This window comes from Niabella sp., assembly GCF_030150205.1.
In the GTDB taxonomy this organism is placed as follows: Bacteria; Bacteroidota; Bacteroidia; order Chitinophagales; family Chitinophagaceae; genus Niabella.
On sequence record NZ_JASLGT010000011.1, the window covers coordinates 291,384 to 313,754 of the forward strand.

The following is a 22,371-nucleotide window of genomic DNA, read 5'->3' on the forward strand; positions in this document are numbered from 1 at the left end:
AGGCTTTCCGGCAGGCAACCGCTAAGCAATCCAATGCGGAACAGCTGTTCAGGGTTTGCTGATCTTCTGCGGAGATAACCGGGTGTTGTACCGCACCACTACATCGGGTTTGGAATCTCCCGTCCCTTCACATGCAAACGATACGCCGGATGCACCCCTGGGTAATAATGCCTTGCCCTGCACATTTAACGATGATAACACCTTATAATTCTGATCCGTTAGTGTAGCCTTCCCCTGGTGATCCAGCAGGATGTACTGGTTTGCCTGCAACTTACCTTCGATCTTTAACACACCCAACGACGTGGTAAACGACGGATTGGCAATGGCACCTTCGCCCTCTATTTTTATCCGCAGGGCATAGGTTCCTTCCTCCGGGCTCTGCCATGACCAGTCCGCACCGCCCGGCTGGCCCGGCTGCATCTCCGATAAGTTGCAACGGAACCGGTCGGAGATAAATAACGGGTATAGCAGGAAGTCCTTTTCATTTTGCTTTTCCAGGTGCCATTCGGTTTCCGGATCGCGCAGTCGTTGTTTTTGTTCTTCTGTAAATACATTGGCATACCGCAGTTCATCCCAGTTCTTCATGGCATCCAGTAAGGTATTGATCTGCCCGTGGTCTTTTAATGTTTTCATATTAATGCTCATCGCATAGCCGGCATCAAAGCCTGCCGACTCCGATAGGGCCCATTCCAGGTCTTCCAGGGAGGTGGCTTCAAAATTACGTTCCGCCAGGCGCACCAGGAACCATCCCAGCATCCGCGGAAACAGGTTTCGCCTGAAGTAATCCTGGTTCTTTATGCGGCTGGCCACCTGCCCTTTGCGCATTTCCTCACCCCAGGGTTCGCCCCAGTTCATGCGGGTATGTATATGCCAGAGGAAGTGATCCAGGCGGCTGGCATCATTGATCAGATCGGCTTTATTGTTGAGCCGGTTGTAATATTCTGTTACAAATCTGGCGGTGGCATAGTAATCCTGGCCCGTGTACATACAGCCTTCCAGCCCGTCAAAGGAGATCTGCCTGATACCCGTTTTATTAAAGATATCGGCCAAACGATGAGCAAACGCATCCTGCAAATCCAGGTCAGGGAACAGGGTGCGGTAGGGATAATCCCATAATTTATACAGCGGCTCCTTTTTTTCGTGCGATGCTTTCTGTGTGCCAAACGCGCCCCGCGTACAACCGGTAAGCACCATCCGGTCCCCGTTCTTTTCCGCCTTTCCAAAGGTGATCAGCTCATCGCCGATCTGCAGCGCGTTCAATGTAAGCGGCACATTGAACAGATCGGAGGCCGCCACCTCAAAACGGGTCTGCACATCGTCAATATTGCCGATGAGCTCGAGCACTCCCTGTTTGAGCAATTGCTTACTGGGTACCGGTGTTACATACGCATCATTGGTTGTTAAGAAATTGGAGAGTGTATGCACGCCGATCTTTATACCCATTTTTGAAGCCCGGTCCGCCAGGCTTTTTATTCCCTGATCACCGTTCTTTGTTAAGGATGGGTTCCATTCAAAATGCCCCCAGGTTTTAAAAGGATCCGGATGGTATATCGTTTTAAACCCGGCGCGCTGTGTTTTATCCAGGGCCATATCCATATCTTCTCCGGAAAAATTGGTGATCAGGTAAGAACGCATGGCCCCTCTTGAAACCTTACCCCATTCACCTTCGATCAGCGGATGCGGCAGCCCCTGCTCTACTTCCACCTTACCGATCCGTTCCAGGATCCGGCTGCGCTGGTCGCCAAATAGCGCGATTCGCGCACCGGTAATATTCCCCTCAGAACCGGTTACCGGTAGCACCAACACTTTTTCTACCTGGTTTACTTTCCGGTAGGCCAGTTCTGAACGATTCCGGGCCGACAATTGAAACACGGCGCCGTCTGTTGCATCTGCCACCGCAAAATTATAATAGGGCGTGCTGGAAACCGAAAGATCCGTGTTGCTGCCCGCATACTTAAAGAAACTTCCATAGGCAGGTGCATATTCCTGGGGAATGCCTCCATTGGTCTTAATATTCAGTGCTTGCATGGCAAAGGCCAGCTCACCACCCTGGGCCACACCTACTACCTCACCCACCACTTCATGAAGCGTTACTTTTACCGGGCCAAATACCAGGGCATTATACGCATGGCTGATATCGCCCACCTCGTAGGTAATGGCCTGCTGCTGTTGCCGCACGATCAGTTCCAGCACCTGGTTGTCTTCCATCGTGAGCAAAAATTTATTCCCGGTTGTTTTAAGGGCTTTGGGAAGCAGGATCTGCCCATCCTTCACCGCAGATACGATGGGGTAAGCGCCCATACTCATAATTTCGCGGTCATTCACTTTTATGGAGGTGTAAAATCCTTTGTCATTAATAACAATACGGGTAAGAGCGGTTTTTAGTTCTACTGCCATCAGGCACCGGCTGCAAAGCAGGAGGATGAAACAGCTGATCAATTTTCGATACTGCATATTCGTTTATTAAATGTATATCTGCCGGCAAGCTACGGCTTTATCCCGTTTCTTTATCGCTATGGTTCATAAAATGGGAAGCTGTCCTTTTACAGACAGCCCCCAGGATCGTATAAGAGAGAAAATGAGACAAATTAAAAAGATGGCGCTATAGTATTCCCGTATAAAAAACCTTAAGAGATGACGCGTATTAATGCATGTAAAAAGCTTAATGGGTTTTTATTCCCACTTCTTCATTACTGCAACGGATCAAAATCGCCCCCCCAGTTATTATTTTGCTTTAATAAAGGGTTCCGGTCCCTTAAAGTCTTGGCGATTCCATAAAAATAAAACTTATCCGGAATGGCGATATTGGTACTTTCCGTTTGCACCACGGTAGATTTAAATTTTGTCCATACCGTATTGATATCGCTTAAAGGCTGTACAGCGGTTTCGCCGGGTTTTAATTCAATGGCCAGGCCATGTCGTTGCGCAAGCGTTCTCAGGTAACCAAACAATTTCCAGCGGCGCAGATCGTCCCAGCGTTTTCCTTCGAAGCAAAATTCTACAAAGCGCTCGTTTTGATAGGCCGTGCGGATATCGGCCTGCGAAACAGCGGTAATACCATAGTTATTCGCAGCGCCCGGCCATATACCAGCTCTTTGACGGATCTGCTTCAATACATCCAGCGCCTCAGCATCCTTACCGGTTTCATTGGCACATTCGCCAAAATTCATCAGCACTTCGGCAAAACGGATCTCGGGCCAGTCTACTGCTGCGTTATAAACGGTTCCGGCTGTAATGGTTTTATCGATAGCCTTTATCCGGTAAAAACTGGAATTGGACCAGAGCGGGTCGGTGGTAATCTGGTTGTGCTGACCGGCAATTCCGGCGGGTCCGTAATAGTTGTCAATATGATCAAAGTAGGTCCACAGGTAGGTGTTGGATGTCTTCATTCCCGCCAGGTACTGGTTGGGCGCGCCATTATAGTAAATATTTGCATAAAACCGGTTATCCCTGCTCCGGAACAGCGTATCGTATAACCGGTTTTGCGCGCTCCATGCAGATCCGTCTTTCATGGGGAAGGCATTCACCAGCTCGAGGGAGGGCCGGTCATAACCCACATCATCCTTTGACCAGTTCAGCGGTATCAGCCCACCCTGAAAGTACGTAGCCTGGGGATAATTGTATCGCCGTACCATTACCACTTCCTTGTTCAGCTCATCGTCCCATATCTTATCATAGGCGGGGTACAACCCTTTTCCGCGGGCTATCAGGAAGTCCTTTGCCGCTTTGTTGGCATCATAGGCCTTTTGCCAGGAGGCTATGCCGCCTAACCCGTTGAATAAAGGGCTCGCAAAAAACAACAGCACCCTTCCTTTAAACGCCATGGCGATTCCTTTATCAATTCTTCCCACGTCTTCGCCGGTCCACGCATCGGGCAATACGGCAATGGCATCGTCCAGGTCTTTTAGGATCTGTGTTACACATTCCGAAGTTTTGCTCCTGGGTACCTGCAACGCGGTCAGATCCGTAGTGGGCTCCTGCGGAGTAAGGATCAGGGGCACGCCACCATAGTTTTTTACCAAACTGTAGTAGGCCCACGCCCTCCAGAACAATCCCTGCCCTGTGAGTACGGCTTTGGAAGCCCCATCAAAAGAAGCTGCCGCAATATTCTTCAGGAAGATATTGATGGTACGGATATTATTGTATTGTGAAAAACCGTTGTAACTATCTTCTGTTGCCGTGCCACCCAGCCAGGCATTGGCCTGCCGCTGGTAGGCAACACCCTCATCGGTGCTATTGCCGCTACCGTAGGTATTGCCCGGCATCAGGCTGGAGTAAATCGTATTCAGGTAAGCGGTTGCCAGTTCCGGCCGGCTCCATACATCTGAGGGATTTACCGCGCTCAGGTTCTTTTTGTCCAGTACTTTCTGGCAGGCTGTTAAACCGAACACCACCAGTATAATGGCCATGGATCTATTGATTGACTTTTTCATGCTCGTAATATGTTGTGTTGAAAACAAAGCTTATAAATTGACATTAATACCGGCGGAGAATGTGCGCATGGTTGGATAACTCATAAACTGGTACACCTCGGGATCGTAGAACTTGAACTTCGATGCATAAAAGAGGTTGTTGCCCGAAGCAAAGATGTTGATGCCTTTTGCTCCTATATGTTTTAATAACTGACCGGGTAACTGGTAGCCGATATTGATGTATTTAAGCCGTACAAAGCTTCCGTTGTATACATTGAAGGTGGAGGTTTCCGTATAGCCGTAGGATTGCGGATTGCCCCAGGGATAGAGTTTGGGTGTGGTACCCGCCGTGTTATCTGTGGTCCAGGAATCGGCATGATACATGGGCACTTTGGCACCACCGCCAAAATTCCGTCCCCAGGCGTCATTATACGATAGCTTAAAACCGGCCATACCTGCAAACAGCGTTTCCAGTGTAATTCCTTTATAGTTGAAGCCCAGTAATAAACCGCCGGAATAGGGTGCGGAGCCTGCGCCAAAATACTTACCCAGCACCACGCGGTCATAACTATCTACTTTTCCATCCGGCTTGCCGGCAGCCCCGCTGATGTCTTCAAACCGGGCCGATCCCAATGTAGGCGGCGCACCAAAATATGTAAATCCCGCAGGTAGCGCATTGATATCCGCCTGGGTTCTGAGGATACCGGCATACCGGTAACCGGCTCCATAACCCAGTGTTTTACCATTTGGATTGTCTACATCCAGCGCATTGGCTGCTACATCTTTTTTAACAACGTTGTTGGTAGCGATACTGAAATTGCCGCGCACATTCAGGGAGAAATCGGAGTTAAAGGTATGGCGGTATCCTAATTCAATTTCCATCCCCCTGGAATCTACGATCCCGTAATTTTCAGCGGGCAACGTACCTCCGAATTCTGCCGGTATTACCAAAACACGGGTTCCTAAGATATCGTAGGTGTGCCGCTTCCAGAAGTCCAGGGTCAGGTTGAATTGCTTTAACAACGTAAGGTCGAGCCCCAGGTCGTAAGAGTTCGATTTTTCCCAGGTGAGGTTGGCGATGGGTATACCCGAATAAAGCAGCCGGGGTGCAGCACTTCCGCTGGTGCCCATATAATAACTGGAAGAAGAAATATTGTACTGATCCAGCCAGAGCCATTTCCCGATCGTCCGGTCTTCCGGATCATCATACCCGTTGGATCCGTAGGAGAAACGGATCTTTGCAAAATCCAGGATCCTCGAAAGAGCCGAATTATCATAAAAGGCTTCCTTTGAGATCACCCAGCCACCGGATACGGATGGAAAATTACCCCAGCGCTGATCGGGTGCAAATTTAACGGAACCGTCTCTCCGCATAGACGCCGATAACAGGTATCTTCCGTCATAATCATAGCCCAGCCGGAAGATATAAGACAACCGCCCGTCCTGCGATTCGCTCCCGCCATTTCGCCAATCCTTGGTATCGCCGCTTGCAGCAAAGAACTGGTCGGTAGCCAGCAAGGGAAAGTTATACCGGTAAGCATTGAAGCCATTGTACTGTCCTTCCCATTGTTCATAAACGGCATCCCCGCTGATATGATGCAGGCCAAAACTACGGTCATAGGAAAGCTGTCCGTTTAACTGGTAGGTATTTGATTTATAGTATTCATTGCCTATATATTCAGTACCCGGCTCTGTACTCATAGTGGTACCAATGACCTCATTGGTACGGATCAGGTTATTGGTACCGGTTGTTTTAAAATTATACAGCAGTTGTCTTTTGGCAAAGGTTTTAATATAGCTGTTGTCTATATTTTTGCTGTACGCCATCTTCAGCGATAAGCCTTTTACAAACGGCACCTGGTATTCTGCATTGATCAACGCATCTACCTGCTGGTTGTTATTCCGCCAATACCCGCCGTTCTTCATCATTTCAACCGGGTTACCCAGCCATCCGGGGTTTACCGGTTTGCCGTCGATATATGCCGGTGCCCAGGCATCCCAGTACAACAGCTTGCCCCACAAATTATTCAGGTCATTGGAGCCGTAGTCATAGGTAAAATTAAACCGGTTACGGCTTCCATAACTGGTGCTGAGGTTTAAACCCACCGTAAGATCTTTGGTAAGCTTTGCACTCACCTTTCCCCGTAAATTATATTTATTATACCATACATTGGGTAAAAAGCCTTTCTCGCTATAATAAGAGCCTCCCAGGTAATAAGTAACCATATTGGTACCACCGGAGGCACTCAGGGCATATTTATGATTGGTGGGGTCCTGGTAAGCCGCATTTAAATAATTCTCACCCTTGGGGTTGTTTTTTAATACCCAGTCTATTTCATCCTGCCCGATTCCGCCGTTTACGGCTTGTGATAATTTCAGCGCATCGGCAACGTTCATATAGGATGGCATTTTGCCGGGTTTTTCAATACCGGCAATGGCATTAAATTGAATAACGGGCTTACCGCTTTTTCCCGTTTTGGTGGTGATCAATACCACACCGTTGGTGGAACGTGATCCGTAAATTGCTGCCGAAGCGGCGTCTTTTAAGATGGTAATCTCCTCTACTTCATTGGGGTCAAGAGCATTAAAGCTGGTCTTATCCCGCACTACCCCGTCAATTACATAAATCGATTCACCGCCGTTCCAGGATCCCTTTGCCCGCACCCGCACATCGGAACCAATTCCCGGCGTGCCGGTACCGGACTGTACAAAAAGTCCGCTCAGTCTGCCGGCCAGCACATTGGAAAGGTTAGAGGTTGGGATCAGCTGGATCTCCTTTGAATTCATCGATGATACCGCCGAAGTTAACCGCGATCTCTTTTGTGTACCATACCCCACCACCACTACTTCGTCCAGCCCCTCTTCTTTTTTTTGAAGCGCTACAAGGAGGGCTTGTGCAGCAGGCGTAACGGTAACCGTTTCATAACCCACCATTGAAACGATCAGCCTTGAATGTTTGGTTATTTGTATTTCAAAGGCGCCGTCTGGCCCGGCAGTAGCGGCGGCGGGGCCTCCTTCCTGCAGGACAGAGGCACCCGGCAACGGTGCGCCATCACCGGCGGCAGTGATGCGGCCGGTTACTTTAACGTTTTCCTGTGCCAGGGTAACCATGGAGAGGAGCAGGAAGCAGATCACGCTCCAGACCCGAAATTGCAATCGTGTTAGTTTACTCATAAAATAAATATTAGAATACGGTTTAAACAAGCAATCTTTTAAGAAAAAACCGACGGCTTAAAATTTGTAAAATAACCTATAGGTTCCTACAACAGATTTGACCAGATCTGATGTTATTTTTGCATAACAAAAGAGACCAGCAAAGCTGCGCACCGGAGTAACGCCAACAGATTGCCTTTGCATCCCTCCACTTTTATCTGCCCCTGCGCCGCCACAGGCCGATACATATATACCAGGCATAAAATGCCTGTAAAGCAAAAAAGGAATCTCGTTAGTTTGAACATAATTAAATAATGGTTTAATGCTGTGCATGAATCGTTATAATTGAATAGCCAAACAAAATTTCCGATTAAAATACTTTTGCCCAACAGCGAATTTGACGCGTTTTGATGTTATTTTTGCAATCGATTGCAAAAAATCGTACAAAACGGATATCATGTGGTATACGGCAAGATTTTAAAACAACGACCATATTCAAAATCAGCAGCTAATGCAGTTCATATACGAGAATTTTACGTTTCCCCCGGATCAATCCTTCACGGTGCGCTCCGAGTTCCTGGAGGTAAAAAAATACCAGTCCTTTAAGTGCCATGTCAACTTTGAAATAGCCCTTATTGAGAACTGTACCGGCAAACGTTTTATAGGCGATCATATCGAGGAATTTAAGGGCGCGGAGCTGGTGCTGATGGCCAGCTACCTCCCCCATTGCTGGCAGTACTACCGCACCAACGATCCGCTGATTCCCGCACATGCCATTGTAGTGCATTTTTTCCCGGATTTTATGGGCGATGGCCTGCTGCGCAAACCGGAGGCCCGGCACCTGGCAACATTGTTTGCAGCCGCCGCAAAGGGCGTCCTGTTTACAGGTGAAACGCTGCGCAAGGCAAAAATGATCCTGCAGGAGATGTTGTACGAAAAGGGACTTACCCGGTCGGCATTGATGCTACAGTTGCTGGACGTGCTGGCGCTTTCCGCGTCTTCTCGGGTACTGAGCTCCCCGGGCTTTAATATCATTGAAAGTTCCGGTGAAGCCAATAAGATCAACCAGATATTTGATCATATCTTTAAACACTTCAGAAACCCCATCACCCTGGAAGAAGTGGCCGCCCTGATCCCGATGTCGTCGGCCGCCTTCTGCCGGTTCTTTAAATCCAAAACTGGGAGAACCCTTACCGATTTTATAAAAGAAGTACGCATCGGGCATGCGGCCAAACTGTTACTGGCACAATCGCATAATGTTTCCGAGGCCTGTTATAACAGCGGGTATAATAATATCTCCAATTTCAATAAGCATTTTAAGGAGATCAAGGGCCTGTCTCCGAAGGAGTTTTTGAAACAGTACCAGGTTGCGGAGGCAGGTGTTTAGCCATTAGTGTTTAGCTTTCAGCCTTCAGCTATCAGTTACCAGTTATCAGTTTTCAGTGGCTGAATCTGGTGACCTATTGAATTTGAAAATTTGAAGATGTGGAAATGTAAAAATGAGGAATCAAATGAGCTTTTAGCTACCAGTCCTCAGTTTTCAGTCTTCAGTTGGTAAGGAATTGCGAGCAGGCATCAAGTATAAAACGGAAGCATCTGATAATTGATAGCTGACGGCTTGTTGCCATTGGATGAGCATTTAGCTATCTGTCCTCAGTTTTCAGTCTTCAGTGGTATAAGGAACAGCGAGCAGGCATCAAGTATAAAACGGAAACGTCTGATAACTGATAGCTGACGGCTTGTTGCCATTGGATGAGCTTTTAGCTACCAGTCCTCAGTTTTCAGTCTTCAGTGGTATAAGGAACAGCGAGCAGGCATCAAGTATAAAACGGAAGCGTCTGATAACTGATAGCTGACGGCTTGTGGCCATTGGATGGGCATTTAGCTATCAGTCCTAGTTTTCAGTCTTCAGTGGTATAAGGAACAGCGAGCAGGCATCAAGTATAAAACGAAAACATCTGATAACTGATAGCTGACGGATTGTTGCCATTGGATGAGCTTTTAGCTACCAGTCCTCAGTTTTCAGTCGTAGCGTCCCCGTTCGGGGCAACGATGAATCTATTGTGGATTTGCATCGAATAAATGACCTGCTTATCCGGAACGGAAGCATCTGATAACTGATAGCTGACTACTGATTGCTATTGCGTTTAGCGTAATCTTACCGTTCAAACAAATAAAACGGCTTTGCCTCTACCCACTTTTGTCCCGGTGCAGTACCGGCTACCCCGGCCTGGTAAGTATCCATTAGCCGGTTCCATTCGGCGCAGCGGGGGCTATACGATTCCGCTACCTTGCTCATACTGTCGAGACTGGCACCCCGTGGCACGAGGACAGACATCACCACCAGGTGATCGAAACGCGACAGGGTGATGTTTTTATAACCGGCTTTTTTAAAACCGGCTTCCACCTCCGGCCAGATCTGCTGGTGATGCTGCAGGTATTCCTGCAATTTTTGATCGCCCGGCACTATATTTACCACAAAGACCCGTTCTTCCAATGCCTCCACTGCAGGTTGTTGCTTACAGGCGGCGATGCCGGCAAGTAAAGCGAACAGCACCAGAAGACAGCAGATCCTTTTTTTTGTATGCATGATTTGTATTTATTTTTAATTACGATTGAAACACCGATGTACTGAAAGAATATCATACACCATATTACCGCGCTTCAGTGAACACCGTTAAAAGTATGGTTACCGGAATATCCGGTAGATCACTGCCATCACCAATGCCAGCAGCGCCCATCCCACCCATACCCTCCGGAGGTCCGTTCCCCGGCTTTTGTCGGTTTCCAGCAAAGCCGGAAGTACAGACGTATCCTGCACCCGTGGCGATAACAGGGAGATGACCACCGCCACTGCCAGCAGCCCGGCAAACAGGTAAACCGACAGCATCAGAAAATGGGGCCAGAAACCTGCGTAGGGAACATTCATTACATTACAAACACCGGTAACCAGGCAAACCAGGCCGCCGCCGTACAACACCACTTCTGCGGCCAAACGGCTCATGCGTTTCCAAAGGATGCCGGTAAGAAATACCACCGATAACGGCGGTGCCAGTATGGATACCATCCCCTGGCTCAGCTCAAAAAATCCTTTCCCGGAGCGTGAAAAAAGGATCGCAATCCCGATGGCCAGTATTCCGGCAACCAGGGTTACCCATTTTCCTATACGGCGTTTTGCGGCGTCATCCATTTCGCGGAACCGGCCGGCTACATCCAGGGTAAAAACGGTGCTGAAGGAATTGAGACCGGAGGAAACGGTGTCGATCAATGCAGCAATCAGCGCCGCCAGGCACAGGCCCAGCAATCCGTGAGGCATCAGCTGGGTTACCAGGGTGATATAGGCATTGTCTGATTGTGCCGTATCCTTAAATAATACAAAGCACATCATACCCGGAAAAATAAAGATCAACGGCATGATGATCTTTAGCACCGCCAGGAATAAAGCACCATACTGCCCTTCCCTAAGATCCCGGGCTGCCAGTACTTTTTGTACGATCGTCTGATCGGCACACCAGTAGTATACCGCCACCACCGGGTATCCTGCAATGATGGCGATCCAGGAATATTCCGGATCCGATGCCGGCCGGAACAATTTCCAGTAATGATCCGGAACAGCCTGTACAAATGCATCCAGGCCGCCAATCCGCTTTAATGCCAGCCAGGTGAGCACCACCGATGAAAAAATAATGATGACCGATTGAAAAATACCCGTACGCACCACGGCTTTCAAGCCGCCCACTGCGGTAAAGCTGGTGGCAATAACCGTAACGAGTACCACCGAAAGTGTTAACGACCACCCGAATACCTGTGATATAATCAGCCCTCCTGCATACAATGCGCTTCCGAGCCACACCAGTAAAATGGAAATAAGACTATAAAGCACCAGGAAATTATACGCCCGGTTGCCAAAGCGTAATTTCAGAAACTGCGGCATGGTACTGATCTTTGTGGCCCTATAATGCGGCAGGAAAAACATGGCCAGCAATAACAGGAAAATCCAGGCAAGCCACTCAAAATTACTGCCTACCACGCCTTGTGAGAAACCGATCCCAGCAAAACCCACCAGCATCATCGGCCCGGCATTGGCACTGAACAGGCTAAAACCGATCTGCCACCAGCGAAGCGTCCGGCCTCCAAGAAAGATATCCGTATTGCCTTTAGCCGGCCGTTTATTCAGGTAAAAACCGATCGCCAGCAGTAGGATGATGTACACCATCAAAACGATATAGTCTGCGATTCCCAGCGTTATATTCATCCGTATGCTTTTTTAGCGACCTACATATTTACTGCAGGCTCATATTTTTTAACGTCGTCCTTTGTCCAGGTGCGGTGCATGATCAATTTATCCTTCCGTTGCCAGTAATCCCAATCGATCCGTAACGGAAGTCCTTCGATATCCGGCAACAGGAACCGGCCGTTCTTCCATTGCGGCTGCACCATAAAATACTGCTCCAGTCCATACATAATGGCATAGAGGTATTCTACCGGCCATTCTTCCGGTGCCGTTGTGAGCAGCGAAGCCGTATAAAGCGAATAGCCCCCTGATGAAAAATCGAGCTGGTGTTTCCTCGCCAGATCGCGCACATCCTGCCACTCCTGTATACCTCCCAGCTGTGTGGGCACGGGCTGCAAATGTGCCACACCGGCATTCACCAGTGCAGGGAACATTTTTGCCGTGCGTTCGGATTCTCCATAAGCTATTTTTATGGAAGACCTTTTGCAAAGCTGTTCAATTTCGGCATATGCTGCGGAATGGATGGGCTCCTCCAGCCAGGCAATATCCAGGCTTGCTACTTTGTTTACAAAATCAAGTGCCTGATCCAATGTCCAGATCTGGTTGGCATCCACGGCCAGTTGTATATGGCTGCCGATCAGTTGCCGCACAAACCGGACCCGCTCAATATCTTCAGCCATGCCGGTGCCAAAATTGCTGCCGATCTTGATCTTTATACAATCCGCCCCCATCTCCAGGAACCGGCTAATCTCCGTTTCCAGTTGTTTTAAACTGTAATTGGTACCGCCGCCGCTGCCGTACATACGGACCGAGTTCCGGTTTCCGTTTAAATAGCGGTACAGGGGTAACCGCTTTCGTCGGGCTACCAGGTCATGCAGGGCCATATCCAGCTGCCCCAGTAACGCGGCCGCCTGTCCGCGGAATCCCTCGTTACGGATGGACCAGTACAACAGGGTATATAACTTTTTGTAGGGCAGATTGCCCGAGTGAAACAGTATGGGAAAAAGGCATTTCTCCAGGATATTCATATAGGTATTGAATACAGGAGCCTCGCCTGTATTGCCGTCCTCGTCTTCAAGGGTAAGGATGGAAAGCCCAAAATGATTAAAGGGGCCCATGGTAGCATCCTGGAAGGGTGTAACGGTAGCCACGGGTTCCAATACCCTTATTTGGGCACGGGTGATCCGAAACACTTCATTATCGATCTGATCCATTGTTATTGGTTAATGCTATTCTTTAATATATGCTGTAATTTCCTTGTAGATGCTGTTTTCGAGCGGTCCCTCCCGCATTGCCGTAAGGCATTCGCCGAGCTCCCCGGGATTTGAGGGCCCGATAACGATGCGGAAATCGAATGGAATATTCTGTAAAAAACGGAGTGCCAGCGAAGGCAATGAACGCTGGTTCTTCATTGCTATTTTATGTACGCAGGATGCGGCGTCCACGTATTTTTGCTCCAGCCACTGCGGACGGTTGCGGGTAAAAGATTCGAACCGGTTGCCCAGTAATCCCATATGTAACGGACTGGCCGCCCAGTATGCCCTATTCCCCTGGCTACATTCGGGCAAAGAACTGTTCAGTGCGTCGATGGTACAGGCATTGAGCCGGTTAAATTCCATCACCACATCAAAAATACCGGCATCGAGGTAGCGGTGAAATGAAGCCGGATAATTTCCGCCCAACCCGATCTGCTTTGCATAACCGTTCCGTTTCAATTCCTCCATTTTTAAAACGGCCGGTTCTATTTCCGCTGCAGGAATGGCTGCGGGTTCATGGAGGAACAACACATCAAGGTCTGACAGTCCCAGGGTCTTCAGACTAAGATCCACGCTGCGGGCCATACCACCCGGCGTATAATCATAAATGCCCTGATCGGAGGTATAGCTTTTCAGGCGTCCCACCTTGGTGCTGATCTGCGGACGTGGACCCTTCCACTGCTGCAATGCCTGGCCCACAAAAGCCTCCCCATCTCCATAGGCCGGAGCCGTATCAATGGCCGGGATGCCTGCTTCCAGTGCCTGGATGATCGTATGCACCGAAGTTCCGGGATCAACAGGGCCCCAAACGCCCCCCAGACCGGCCGTTCCCAGCACATAGCGTTGTAACATGCCTGTTTCGCTGCTCCATTCATTCATATGCCATCAATTTGTTTAGCTGCGTAAAGCTATTTCATTTTACAGGACAGGCCCATTCCTATATTGCTTATTTCCTATGTTATTTTGCTTTTTGTTTGATGGTGTTTTTTAGCCTTATACTTTTGTGTTATACATGAACCGTTCCGGTAGATGTATTTGTTTAACTGCATTTTTAAAATGAATCGGCTGGTGTACCAACAACCCCTTGACCATAATAGTATAGTGCCACTTCATCAACAGGCAGAAGAATGGCTGCGCCAACTGATCCGCGGGGAAGCATATCAGAAAGGCCTTCCTATTCCTCCCGAAGTACGGCTGGCCCAGCAGCTCTGTATATCCCGCAGTACGTTGCGACAGGCCATCAGTAAGCTGGTGTTTGAAGGCCTGCTGGTGCGAAAAAAAAGAAAGGGCACCTGTGTATCCGGCAACAAGCCGGTACTTACCGCTGCACTACAGGCTGCCATGCAGGCAACGGAACCTGATACCGGTCATCACCATTTTGAGCTGCACGTATCCTATACCACTGTATCCAATGAAGCCCTGCTCTTTTTTGGAATCAATACTCCTGTTAAAGTAGTGCGACAGGAACGGCTGAGCGGCACAACGGAATCACCGCCTGAATATACCATTACCGAATTCAATCCGGTGCTTCCGGTTTCTGCTTCGGAGAACTTCAACCTGCCACTCTCCGAAATCCTTGAAAAAGGCTGCCGGCTGAGTATCGAAAAAACACAGGAAACGCTGCATACGGTTGTCGCCGATCTTTTCCTTGCCGCAAAACTGGAAACGGTACCGGGCTTACCGCTCCTGGTGCGTAAACGGTATATTTATGTAACGGATGCATTCCCCGCTGCACTGGTAACGGTATATAATGGTACCGGTAAATGACGGACGGCCTTTTGACCGGAGCTGTCAGTAATGATTGTATACATCTTTAAGCACTATAATAACAGGCTGGTATCTATTTTATTAAAATGATTGTTTATTAATGGTTTGCAGAAGTACAAACCATGGCCTGCGCCACGGGCGGTATCCTCACTGACCGGGCATAAATTTACTGGTAAGATTTACCTGAAAACCATTGACATTATTTCCTGTATCAACGGTTTTAGCTGCCTGAAGGTGTTGCCGACCTGCATAAAAGTCAGGGTAAGAGCGGCTATGTTTTTATATGCGCAATGATATATTTACTTCCGGATCAGCGGAACAGACTCAGCATTCTTATCCATTTCCAATACCAGCACCGCATCATTTTCATCTGGCAGCTGCTGCGGAAGGGACAGGATGAGCTGTTCCTGTTCCAGTCGGAATGGGACTTTATCCCCCTGCAAAAAATATGCTTTCTTTACCCGGAGACCCGGCACCGCCGGCAGTTTCAGCGGTCCCGCAGGTTTTTGAAAAAGATGTATATAGATCTTATTGCCCTTACGGGTAGCGGCCAGTACACTGTCCGGTAAAAAAGGTCCGCCTTTTGTTGAGTAAACGGACGCACCGTATTTCTTTAACCAGCTGCCCATTTCACGTAAGCGTGCAGCCTGCCGTTCTTCGATGCGACCATCCGGCATCGGGCCGATATTTAATAAAAGATTGCCATTTCCACCGGCGGTGCTGGCCAGGGTGCGGATACACTGTTGTAATGATTTCATGGCATCGCCGGGCTTCCAGGCCCATTGTGTACAAAGTGTAATACAGGACTCCCAGGGATCTGTCATATTGATGCCACCAACCTTTTGTTCGGGTGTGGCATAATCACCGGTTGTTGCAGCGCTCATCACTTCATGCGTACCCTTTCCCAGCCGGTTGTTGATGATCACTTCCGGATCCAGTTTTCGTAAAAAATCGTATATATCCCGGCCATGTGCTGCTGTCCAGGGAGCCTCCCAGTTTCCGTCGAACCAGAGCATATAGGGATGGTAATTGGTCACCAGCTCGGTCAACTGGTTTTTCATGTATTGCACAAACTGCTGCATATCCGCTTTGGGATCCGGTACCGTGTTGCCATCGTTATGCAGCGGATAACGGCGGTCGTACCAATCCAGCACGGTATAGTAGATACAGAATTTGATCTTATATTTTTTACAGGCTTTTGCCAATGCCCCTACCACATCCTTTTTAAAGGGTGTATTCATGATATTGTAGTCTGAATAGGCTGTGGGCCAGAGACAAAAACCATCATGATGTTTTGCGGTAATGGTCAGGTATTTCATTCCCGCATCACGGGCGGTTTTTACCCATGCATCTGCATCAAATGATACCGGGTCAAATTTCTTATACAGGTTATCATAATCGCTTTGCGACACCCCATGGTTACGCGACCAGCCAATCTCTGTTCCGCGCAGCGTAACCGGTCCCCAATGAATGAACATGCCAAACCGTTTGTCCATAAATCCCTCCATGGTCTTTTTGCTGATGGAACTGTAAGGAACCTCTTGCTGTGCTATTAAAAGGCTACTGCTTAGCAGGATCAGCAAACCGATCAGTTGTATTTGTTTTATCATTTGTACCATTTTAAATTATATCAATTGCCGTTACTATTTGTTATTTCCGGACCGGTGCCCGGTATCCTTTTATTGCAAAATACAATACGTATACATAACAGAGCGCCGGAAAAATAAATGCCCAGCTAATGCCCACGTTGTCTGAAATCAGCCCCATCGCCGGAGGAATTAATGCCCCGCCTACAATGCCCATGATCAATAAGGAGGATGCTGTTTTTGTATGGTTTCCCAGCCCGTTGATGCTTAAGGTAAAAATAACCGGGTACATGATGGAGGTCAGCAAGCCAACCATCGATAACAGGAACAGCGATCCGTACCCGTTCACCAGTATGGCCGTTATCACCAGCAGGAAGGCCCCTCCCGCCGAAATGACTAACATCCGTGATGCAGCTGCTTTCCGTAGTATATAAGCGCCTCCCAGTCTGCCAGCTAATACCAGGCCCATAAATAATGAAATAAACAATGCCGACTTTTGTTGTGTGAGACCGGGCAATTTCAGCGACTGCGCATACCGGATCATAAAACTCACGATTCCTACCTCAGCCCCTACATAACAAAATACAGCCCCTACGCCCAGCAATAAGTGCGGATAATTAAGAATATCTTTAAAGGAATGTTTTCCGGTAACTTCATCCCGGATGGGCGGAAGTTTTATAAACAGTAATACCACCGCCATTATGAGAAATAGCAATGCCAGTGAAACATAGGGCAGTTTCACAAGATTGGCCTCAGCAGCCAGGAAGTTTTGCAACTGACTTGCGGAATAGGTGCGGATCACCGTTTCCGGAATGTCTTCTTTATGCAACAGGAGCAGTGCTCCGATATAGGGTGCTGCCGTAGCGCCTACAGAGCCTACCGCTGCGGATAAGCTAAGCCTGCTGGATGCTTCAGCAGGATCGCCCAGTTTGGAAATATAGGGTGTGGCTGTTACCTCCAGGAACGTAAATCCTGCCGCCATGATAAAGAGCGCACCCAGGAACAAAGGATAATAACGGATCTCTGCAGCGGGGTAAAACAACGCTGCCCCGGCCGCGGCCACCAACAACCCGGTAACCATTCCGGCCTTGTATCCTTTGCGATGAATATACATGCCAGCCGGAATGGCCAGCAAGAAATAAGCGCCAAAGAAGGCCGATTGTACCAGGGAAGACTGGAAATCGCTTAGCTGGCAGGCACGTTTTAAATGCGGGATCAATATGTCATTGATGTTCCGGCTCATGTTCCAGAAGAACATCAGGCTCATTACAATGCACAGTGGCACCAGGAACCGGGCGGGTTTTGATATGGAGGATACAGGCACGCTGATCAGTTATAAAGCTTAAAAATCTGTTTCATTTCCACCCAGTGTTCATCCGGTTTTGCAAAAGCCAGCCGTTGCTGAAAGGTATCCATCAGCCGGGCCCATTCCTGCTGCCGTGGCAGGGCCGCCATGGCCTCAAAGCCGGCTTGCAGCTCAAAACCGTCTGTTGTTTCCAGGATCATCACCAACCGGTTCCCTGCCCGGTAAATATCCATTGTATAGATCCCACAACTCCGGATCCCGCCGATAATTTCCGGCCATACCTGGTCTGCCCGGTGATAGGCCTCATATTGACGGATGAGCTCCGGGTCATTCTTCAGATCCAATGTTAAACAAAAACGTTTCATACCAGCTTTATTGTTTTTATGGTTCTACCAGTGCGCAGGAACTACCCGGCTCCTGCGGCGTTTTATAGTTACCGTCTTCAATCCTTACAGGATGTAAAAACGCTTTTTTCAAATGCGGGATATGTTCCAGGAACAGTGCTTCATGTCCCAGTTTTATATGATTAAACAGTACCAGGTGCTGATGCAGCTGTCCCATATCGCCTACATGTGGTACCACGGGGATGCCATATTTGCGGCAAAGCAGGCTAACGGTAATGAATTCACTTACGCCTCCCAGCCGAACGGCATCGGCCTGGATAAAGCCCACGCATTTTGCCTGCAGGTAGTTTTTAAAGATCACCCGGTTGGGCACATGTTCTCCAATGGCCAGTGGTACCGGCGCAATAGCCCTTGCCAGCATGCGATGCGCCGCAATATCGTCCGGATGTGTGGGCTCCTCGATCCAGTAGGGTTTCATAGCACTCAGGGAACTGCAGATCTGTAAGGCCTGGGGCAGGGTCCATTGCTGATTGGCATCCAGCATTACTTTTACCGCATCGCCGGCTGTTGCTCTTACAATATGTGCCCGCCGGATATCCCGTTCCGCATCCGCCGATCCTACTTTTAACTTCAGGGCGGAAAAGCCGTTATTGATCGCCCGGTGGCAGTTTTCACGGATCTGTTCATCGTCATAATTAAACCATCCCACAGAGGTATCATACCCGGGATATCCCGTTTTTAAAATGGGCTCCCGTTGGGTTCTGGTTACTTCCTGCTCCCGGATAAGGGCTATGGCCTCCTCCCGGCTTAATTCATCTTCCAGGTAGCTCAGGTCCAGCGTGGCTACCAATTGTTCCGGGCTCAGATCGGTCAGCAGCTTCCAGAGCGGCACGCCTCTTTTCTGCGCCCACAGATCGTAACAGGCATTGGTTACGGATGCCAGGGCCAGGTGTACAATGCCTTTGTGCGGGCCCAGCCAACGGAACTGCTGCTCGTTAGACAAGCGATTGAACCAGTTGCCAAAGTCTGACATGATCGCTTCAATATCCGATCCCTTTAATGCCTGCGCATAAAATGCTGCGGCCTTACATACCAGCTCGTTCCCGGCTCCAAGTGTAAAGGCGAAACCGGTACCTTTTATACCGCTGTCATCTACCAGTTCCGTAACCGCGTATGAATAAACCGGATTCCGGTGCACCGCATCGCTGCCGGCTCCCCCCGATAATGGAAATCGTCTGTCTTTAATCGCTATATCCCGAATCATATATTAGTCCTGTCAATGTTTAATAAAAATAACACCTGTATGAACCGTCGCACTTTGACGGATACCTCTATTTCGTTTACCGCCGGTACCCCAGTTCGGCGCCCCCGCCCACAGGCAGGATGCATCCCGTTATAAACCGTGCTTTTTCGGAAACCAGGTATACACAGGCATCTGCGATCACATCGCCTTCGGGACAATAGCCCAGGGCGTGGATTCCATCCAGGTAGGTTTCAATACCCGCCGTATCGGGTTGCTCCGTTGCCCATTCCCGCAGCAACGGCGTCCATACACCGGCCGGAGCCACTGCATTTACCCGGATGCCATCGGCCGCATAATCCAGCGCCATCGATTTGGTAAGCGCATCCACAGCCCCCTTGGTAGCTGTATAAGCTGCGTGATTGGCCTGCCCCATACTTCCTACCATACTGCTTGTGTTTAAAATACACCCTTTCGATCGCTGCAGTGCGGCAAGTGCATACCGGGTGGTTAAATAGATACTGAATACGTTTACCTGCATCAGCGCCTGCCATTCGCCAACCGTGGTTTCATGCAGCGGTTTGGCCGGAGCTGCAATGCCCGCATTATTATGGATGCAATCGATCACTCCGTAATGCTGTTCAATTTGCGCAACCGCTGTTTTCACCTGCGCTTCGTCAGACACATCGCAATGCAAATACAAATGTGCCTTACCGGTTTCTTCTCCTAACCGTTCAATGGCGCCTCGCTGTACATCCAGTACCGCCACCCGCGCGCCTTCCCTTGTATAGGCTTTTACACATTCATAACCGATACCGCTGGCCCCGCCTGTAACAACAATCACTTTATTTGATAATACCATGGCAACTTTCGTTCTTCACAACAAAGAAATAAAATAATCCACAGCAAAGGCCGCATTGTATGTGCCATTACCTACACTATTTTAACATAAATGGTTTATTTTTGGCCAACAAAGGAATATCTTTAGGTATGAAACCCATTCTTCTTAAAATCACATCCGGTCCGGCGATCTCGTTCAGCGCAAGGTCCGACAGTAAGTCGTATAAGAGTAACAGCTGGCATTACCACCCGGAGTTTGAGCTGATCCATGTGATAAAAGGTGGTGGTACGCTGTTTGCAGGGGATGGTATCCATCATTTCAAAAGCGGCGACCTGGTATTTATTGGCAGCTATCTGCCACATTACTGGAAGTTTGACAGCTTATATACCTCGGAGGTCCCGGCAAAATCTTATATTGAACTAACGCAGTTCCGTGAGGATTTCTGGGGTAAGGATTTTTTGACTATACCGGAAAATCAAAAGATCGCAGCCCTGTTGGATAAGAGTAAGAAAGGATTAATACTCCGGGGTGCAAAGGCCGAAGCAGCCAAAGGGCTTCTTACGGAATTGATCGCCGCCACAGATACCAAAAGAATAGTCCTTCTCCTGGAGCTGCTGATCTGTCTTTCTGAATGTAAAAAAGCCGGTACCATTTCCTCCGCTCATCAAAGCAACAATCCATTTACCCAATCGGAGCGTATCAATAAGATCTATAATTATACCCTTCAACATTTTAAGTCTACAATTTATATCAAAGAGGTTGCTGCGATCACTAACCTTACGGTGAATTCATTTTGCCGGTATTTTAAATCCTGCACCCGGAAAAGTTATACGCAGTTTATTGCAGAACTGCGGATCGGTCATGCCTGTAAACTATTATCTGAAGGTCAGAAAAGTATCAAAGAGATCTGCTATGAAAGCGGGTTTAATAATATTACCCATTTTAACCGGCTGTTTAAAAAAATGAAGCATATTCAACCCAACGAATACCGGAAGCTTATTCATACATAGGATGGCTGACCCGGTGCCAATGCAATATCTTATTGCCACAGATGCGCAGATTGTATTTGCAGATAATTGGTTCGTCATGGTCTTTGAGGCGCAGCTCCTGTAACTGCTGTAAGCTCATTCATTATTTACTGCCGGATCCCGGCAACAATTGCCCGGGGTTTATACAGCCAACACGTTTAGCCAGGCGGCTGTTTTCTTTTTACAACCGAAAGATTTCCACCTTTTGTCCCCAGGAAATTTGCCGGGGACTCCGGGTTGTTTTTTATGCAGGATATTTTGATACTTTTATGTGGAGTATTTAACACATTCCGGGGCATAGTGCCTGGTTAAACAGTTTTAATATGAACATTGCTGCTTTATTTCCAGAATTTGAATACGGCCATGCACAGCTGAACAAATTTGTGGAATCTTCCGGCTTTTTTACGATCCTGCTTAAATCGGGAGAGATCATTCATTTTTCACCGGAACGCCCGGAGGAATTCCGCGAATGGCTGCATATTCATAAGGTTGCGGCCATCAGTGCCAGCAATTAATATATCCGAAACATAAATACCTGCGGGTTTCTATTTCACGTAACGACACAATGGACCAGGTGTTCGCCGCGAAGGCTCAAAGGCACGAAGAGCCATTAAGATTAAGTTCTCTTCTTTGTGTGTCTTTGTGTCTTAGTGACAATATATCTAGACAGTGCCGTCTGTGATCATATCGTACACCACTACCCGCTCCCAGAGGTGACTGTATTTTTCTACAAAGGCTTTATGCAGGGGATGTACCTGGTAATCGTCCTGATCCTTCGTGTTGTTAAAGTACATAAGCTCAGAAACCTGGAAACTATTATCAACAACCTCCCGTTTTACGGTGGAGGCCGGCGTACCAATAAGCAGCTGCCGCACCTGCGGAATGGCTTTCAGCGTTTTTAAACCGGTGATCAGGGCGTTCTTATCGGCCTCAGCATCCGGATTTTTTAACCAGAAGAACACATGATGAATAACCTGTTGCCGCGGTGCTCCCGGATGTTGGCTTATGACCGCTGGTGAAGCCGCCAGTACTGCTGCATTCTTTATAAATCGTCTCCGGGTATGCGTACGCTTGTTTTTATGCTGCATATGCTGTATTTAAAATGATCAACCGATGTGATCGCATAAAGATACGGAAAGCCGGTGCAATGATGACACTGCTTTGCAGATGCGTCTTGTAAAGCAGAGGCTCCAAATGGAAACCT

The 22,371-nt window shown here is 48.5% G+C and carries 18 protein-coding genes; 4 read left to right on the plus strand and 14 right to left on the minus strand.

Features of this window, described 5'->3' with window-relative positions; translation table 11 throughout:
* Positions 1-48: 48 nt before the first annotated feature.
* The 4 genes from Q1V85_RS11565 to Q1V85_RS11580 form a co-directional block, all read right to left on the minus strand.
* On the minus strand, positions 49-2,454 hold the full coding sequence (locus Q1V85_RS11565; RefSeq protein WP_300600048.1) for a hypothetical protein: 2,406 nt from the start codon (positions 2,452-2,454) through the stop codon (positions 49-51).
* 236 nt (positions 2,455-2,690) lie between these two features.
* Complete coding sequence (locus Q1V85_RS11570; protein WP_300600050.1) at positions 2,691-4,433, minus strand: RagB/SusD family nutrient uptake outer membrane protein; 1,743 nt, start codon at positions 4,431-4,433, stop codon at positions 2,691-2,693.
* A gap of 30 nt (positions 4,434-4,463) precedes the next feature.
* A complete protein-coding gene (locus Q1V85_RS11575; RefSeq protein WP_300600051.1) occupies positions 4,464-7,586 on the minus strand; it encodes a TonB-dependent receptor in 3,123 nt (1,040 codons plus the stop codon).
* A gap of 57 nt (positions 7,587-7,643) precedes the next feature.
* Positions 7,644-7,898 (minus strand): hypothetical protein, encoded by a 255-nt coding sequence (locus Q1V85_RS11580; RefSeq protein WP_300600053.1) that lies wholly within the window; start codon positions 7,896-7,898, stop codon positions 7,644-7,646.
* Between the two features lie 178 nt (positions 7,899-8,076).
* On the opposite strand from Q1V85_RS11580, the gene Q1V85_RS11585 reads away from it, so the two are divergent.
* On the plus strand, positions 8,077-8,952 hold the full coding sequence (locus tag Q1V85_RS11585) for an AraC family transcriptional regulator (protein WP_300600055.1): 876 nt from the start codon (positions 8,077-8,079) through the stop codon (positions 8,950-8,952).
* A 771-nt stretch (positions 8,953-9,723) separates the two neighbouring features.
* On the opposite strand, the gene Q1V85_RS11590 is transcribed toward Q1V85_RS11585, so the two are convergent.
* The 4 genes from Q1V85_RS11590 to Q1V85_RS11605 form a co-directional block, all read right to left on the minus strand.
* A complete protein-coding gene (locus Q1V85_RS11590) occupies positions 9,724-10,155 on the minus strand; it encodes an L-rhamnose mutarotase (RefSeq protein ID WP_300600057.1) in 432 nt (143 codons plus the stop codon).
* A gap of 99 nt (positions 10,156-10,254) precedes the next feature.
* The gene (locus tag Q1V85_RS11595; RefSeq protein ID WP_300600059.1) at positions 10,255-11,820 is read right to left on the minus strand and encodes a sodium/solute symporter; all 1,566 of its coding nucleotides are present in this window, start codon (positions 11,818-11,820) and stop codon (positions 10,255-10,257) included.
* Between the two features lie 20 nt (positions 11,821-11,840).
* The gene (locus tag Q1V85_RS11600) at positions 11,841-13,013 is read right to left on the minus strand and encodes a mandelate racemase/muconate lactonizing enzyme family protein (RefSeq protein WP_300600061.1); all 1,173 of its coding nucleotides are present in this window, start codon (positions 13,011-13,013) and stop codon (positions 11,841-11,843) included.
* A gap of 15 nt (positions 13,014-13,028) precedes the next feature.
* A complete protein-coding gene (locus Q1V85_RS11605) occupies positions 13,029-13,934 on the minus strand; it encodes an aldo/keto reductase (RefSeq protein WP_300600063.1) in 906 nt (301 codons plus the stop codon).
* Between the two features lie 189 nt (positions 13,935-14,123).
* Here Q1V85_RS11605 and Q1V85_RS11610 point away from each other — a divergent pair, with 189 nt between their 5' ends.
* On the plus strand, positions 14,124-14,822 hold the full coding sequence (locus Q1V85_RS11610; RefSeq protein WP_300600065.1) for a GntR family transcriptional regulator: 699 nt from the start codon (positions 14,124-14,126) through the stop codon (positions 14,820-14,822).
* 299 nt (positions 14,823-15,121) lie between these two features.
* Here Q1V85_RS11610 and Q1V85_RS11615 read toward each other — a convergent pair whose 3' ends face one another.
* The 5 genes from Q1V85_RS11615 to Q1V85_RS11635 all read right to left on the minus strand — a co-directional run bounded on the left by Q1V85_RS11615 (position 15,122) and on the right by Q1V85_RS11635 (position 20,160).
* Positions 15,122-16,432, minus strand: a complete 1,311-nt coding sequence (locus Q1V85_RS11615) for an alpha-L-fucosidase (protein WP_300600066.1) — start codon at positions 16,430-16,432, stop codon at positions 15,122-15,124.
* A 40-nt stretch (positions 16,433-16,472) separates the two neighbouring features.
* Positions 16,473-17,732: an L-fucose:H+ symporter permease gene (gene fucP / locus Q1V85_RS11620; protein ID WP_300600068.1), complete on the minus strand. Its 1,260-nt coding sequence runs from the start codon at positions 17,730-17,732 to the stop codon at positions 16,473-16,475.
* Between the two features lie 5 nt (positions 17,733-17,737).
* Positions 17,738-18,079, minus strand: a complete 342-nt coding sequence (locus tag Q1V85_RS11625) for an L-rhamnose mutarotase (protein WP_300600069.1) — start codon at positions 18,077-18,079, stop codon at positions 17,738-17,740.
* Between the two features lie 16 nt (positions 18,080-18,095).
* Positions 18,096-19,322 carry an enolase C-terminal domain-like protein gene (locus tag Q1V85_RS11630; protein ID WP_300600071.1) on the minus strand — a complete coding sequence of 409 codons (1,227 nt, stop codon included), beginning with the start codon at positions 19,320-19,322 and terminating at the stop codon, positions 18,096-18,098.
* A 76-nt stretch (positions 19,323-19,398) separates the two neighbouring features.
* Positions 19,399-20,160 (minus strand): SDR family oxidoreductase, encoded by a 762-nt coding sequence (locus Q1V85_RS11635; protein WP_300600073.1) that lies wholly within the window; start codon positions 20,158-20,160, stop codon positions 19,399-19,401.
* Positions 20,161-20,288: 128 nt separating this feature from the next.
* Here Q1V85_RS11635 and Q1V85_RS11640 point away from each other — a divergent pair, with 128 nt between their 5' ends.
* Together Q1V85_RS11640 and Q1V85_RS11645 are read left to right on the plus strand one after the other, a co-directional pair.
* Positions 20,289-21,149, plus strand: coding sequence for an AraC family transcriptional regulator (locus Q1V85_RS11640; protein WP_300600074.1), 861 nt, complete (start codon positions 20,289-20,291; stop codon positions 21,147-21,149).
* 341 nt (positions 21,150-21,490) lie between these two features.
* Positions 21,491-21,682, plus strand: a complete 192-nt coding sequence (locus Q1V85_RS11645; protein WP_300600076.1) for a hypothetical protein — start codon at positions 21,491-21,493, stop codon at positions 21,680-21,682.
* A gap of 147 nt (positions 21,683-21,829) precedes the next feature.
* Here the strand turns inward: Q1V85_RS11645 and Q1V85_RS11650 are convergent, their stop codons facing one another.
* A complete protein-coding gene (locus Q1V85_RS11650) occupies positions 21,830-22,255 on the minus strand; it encodes a Dabb family protein (protein WP_300600078.1) in 426 nt (141 codons plus the stop codon).
* Between the last annotated feature and the right edge of the window lie 116 nt (positions 22,256-22,371).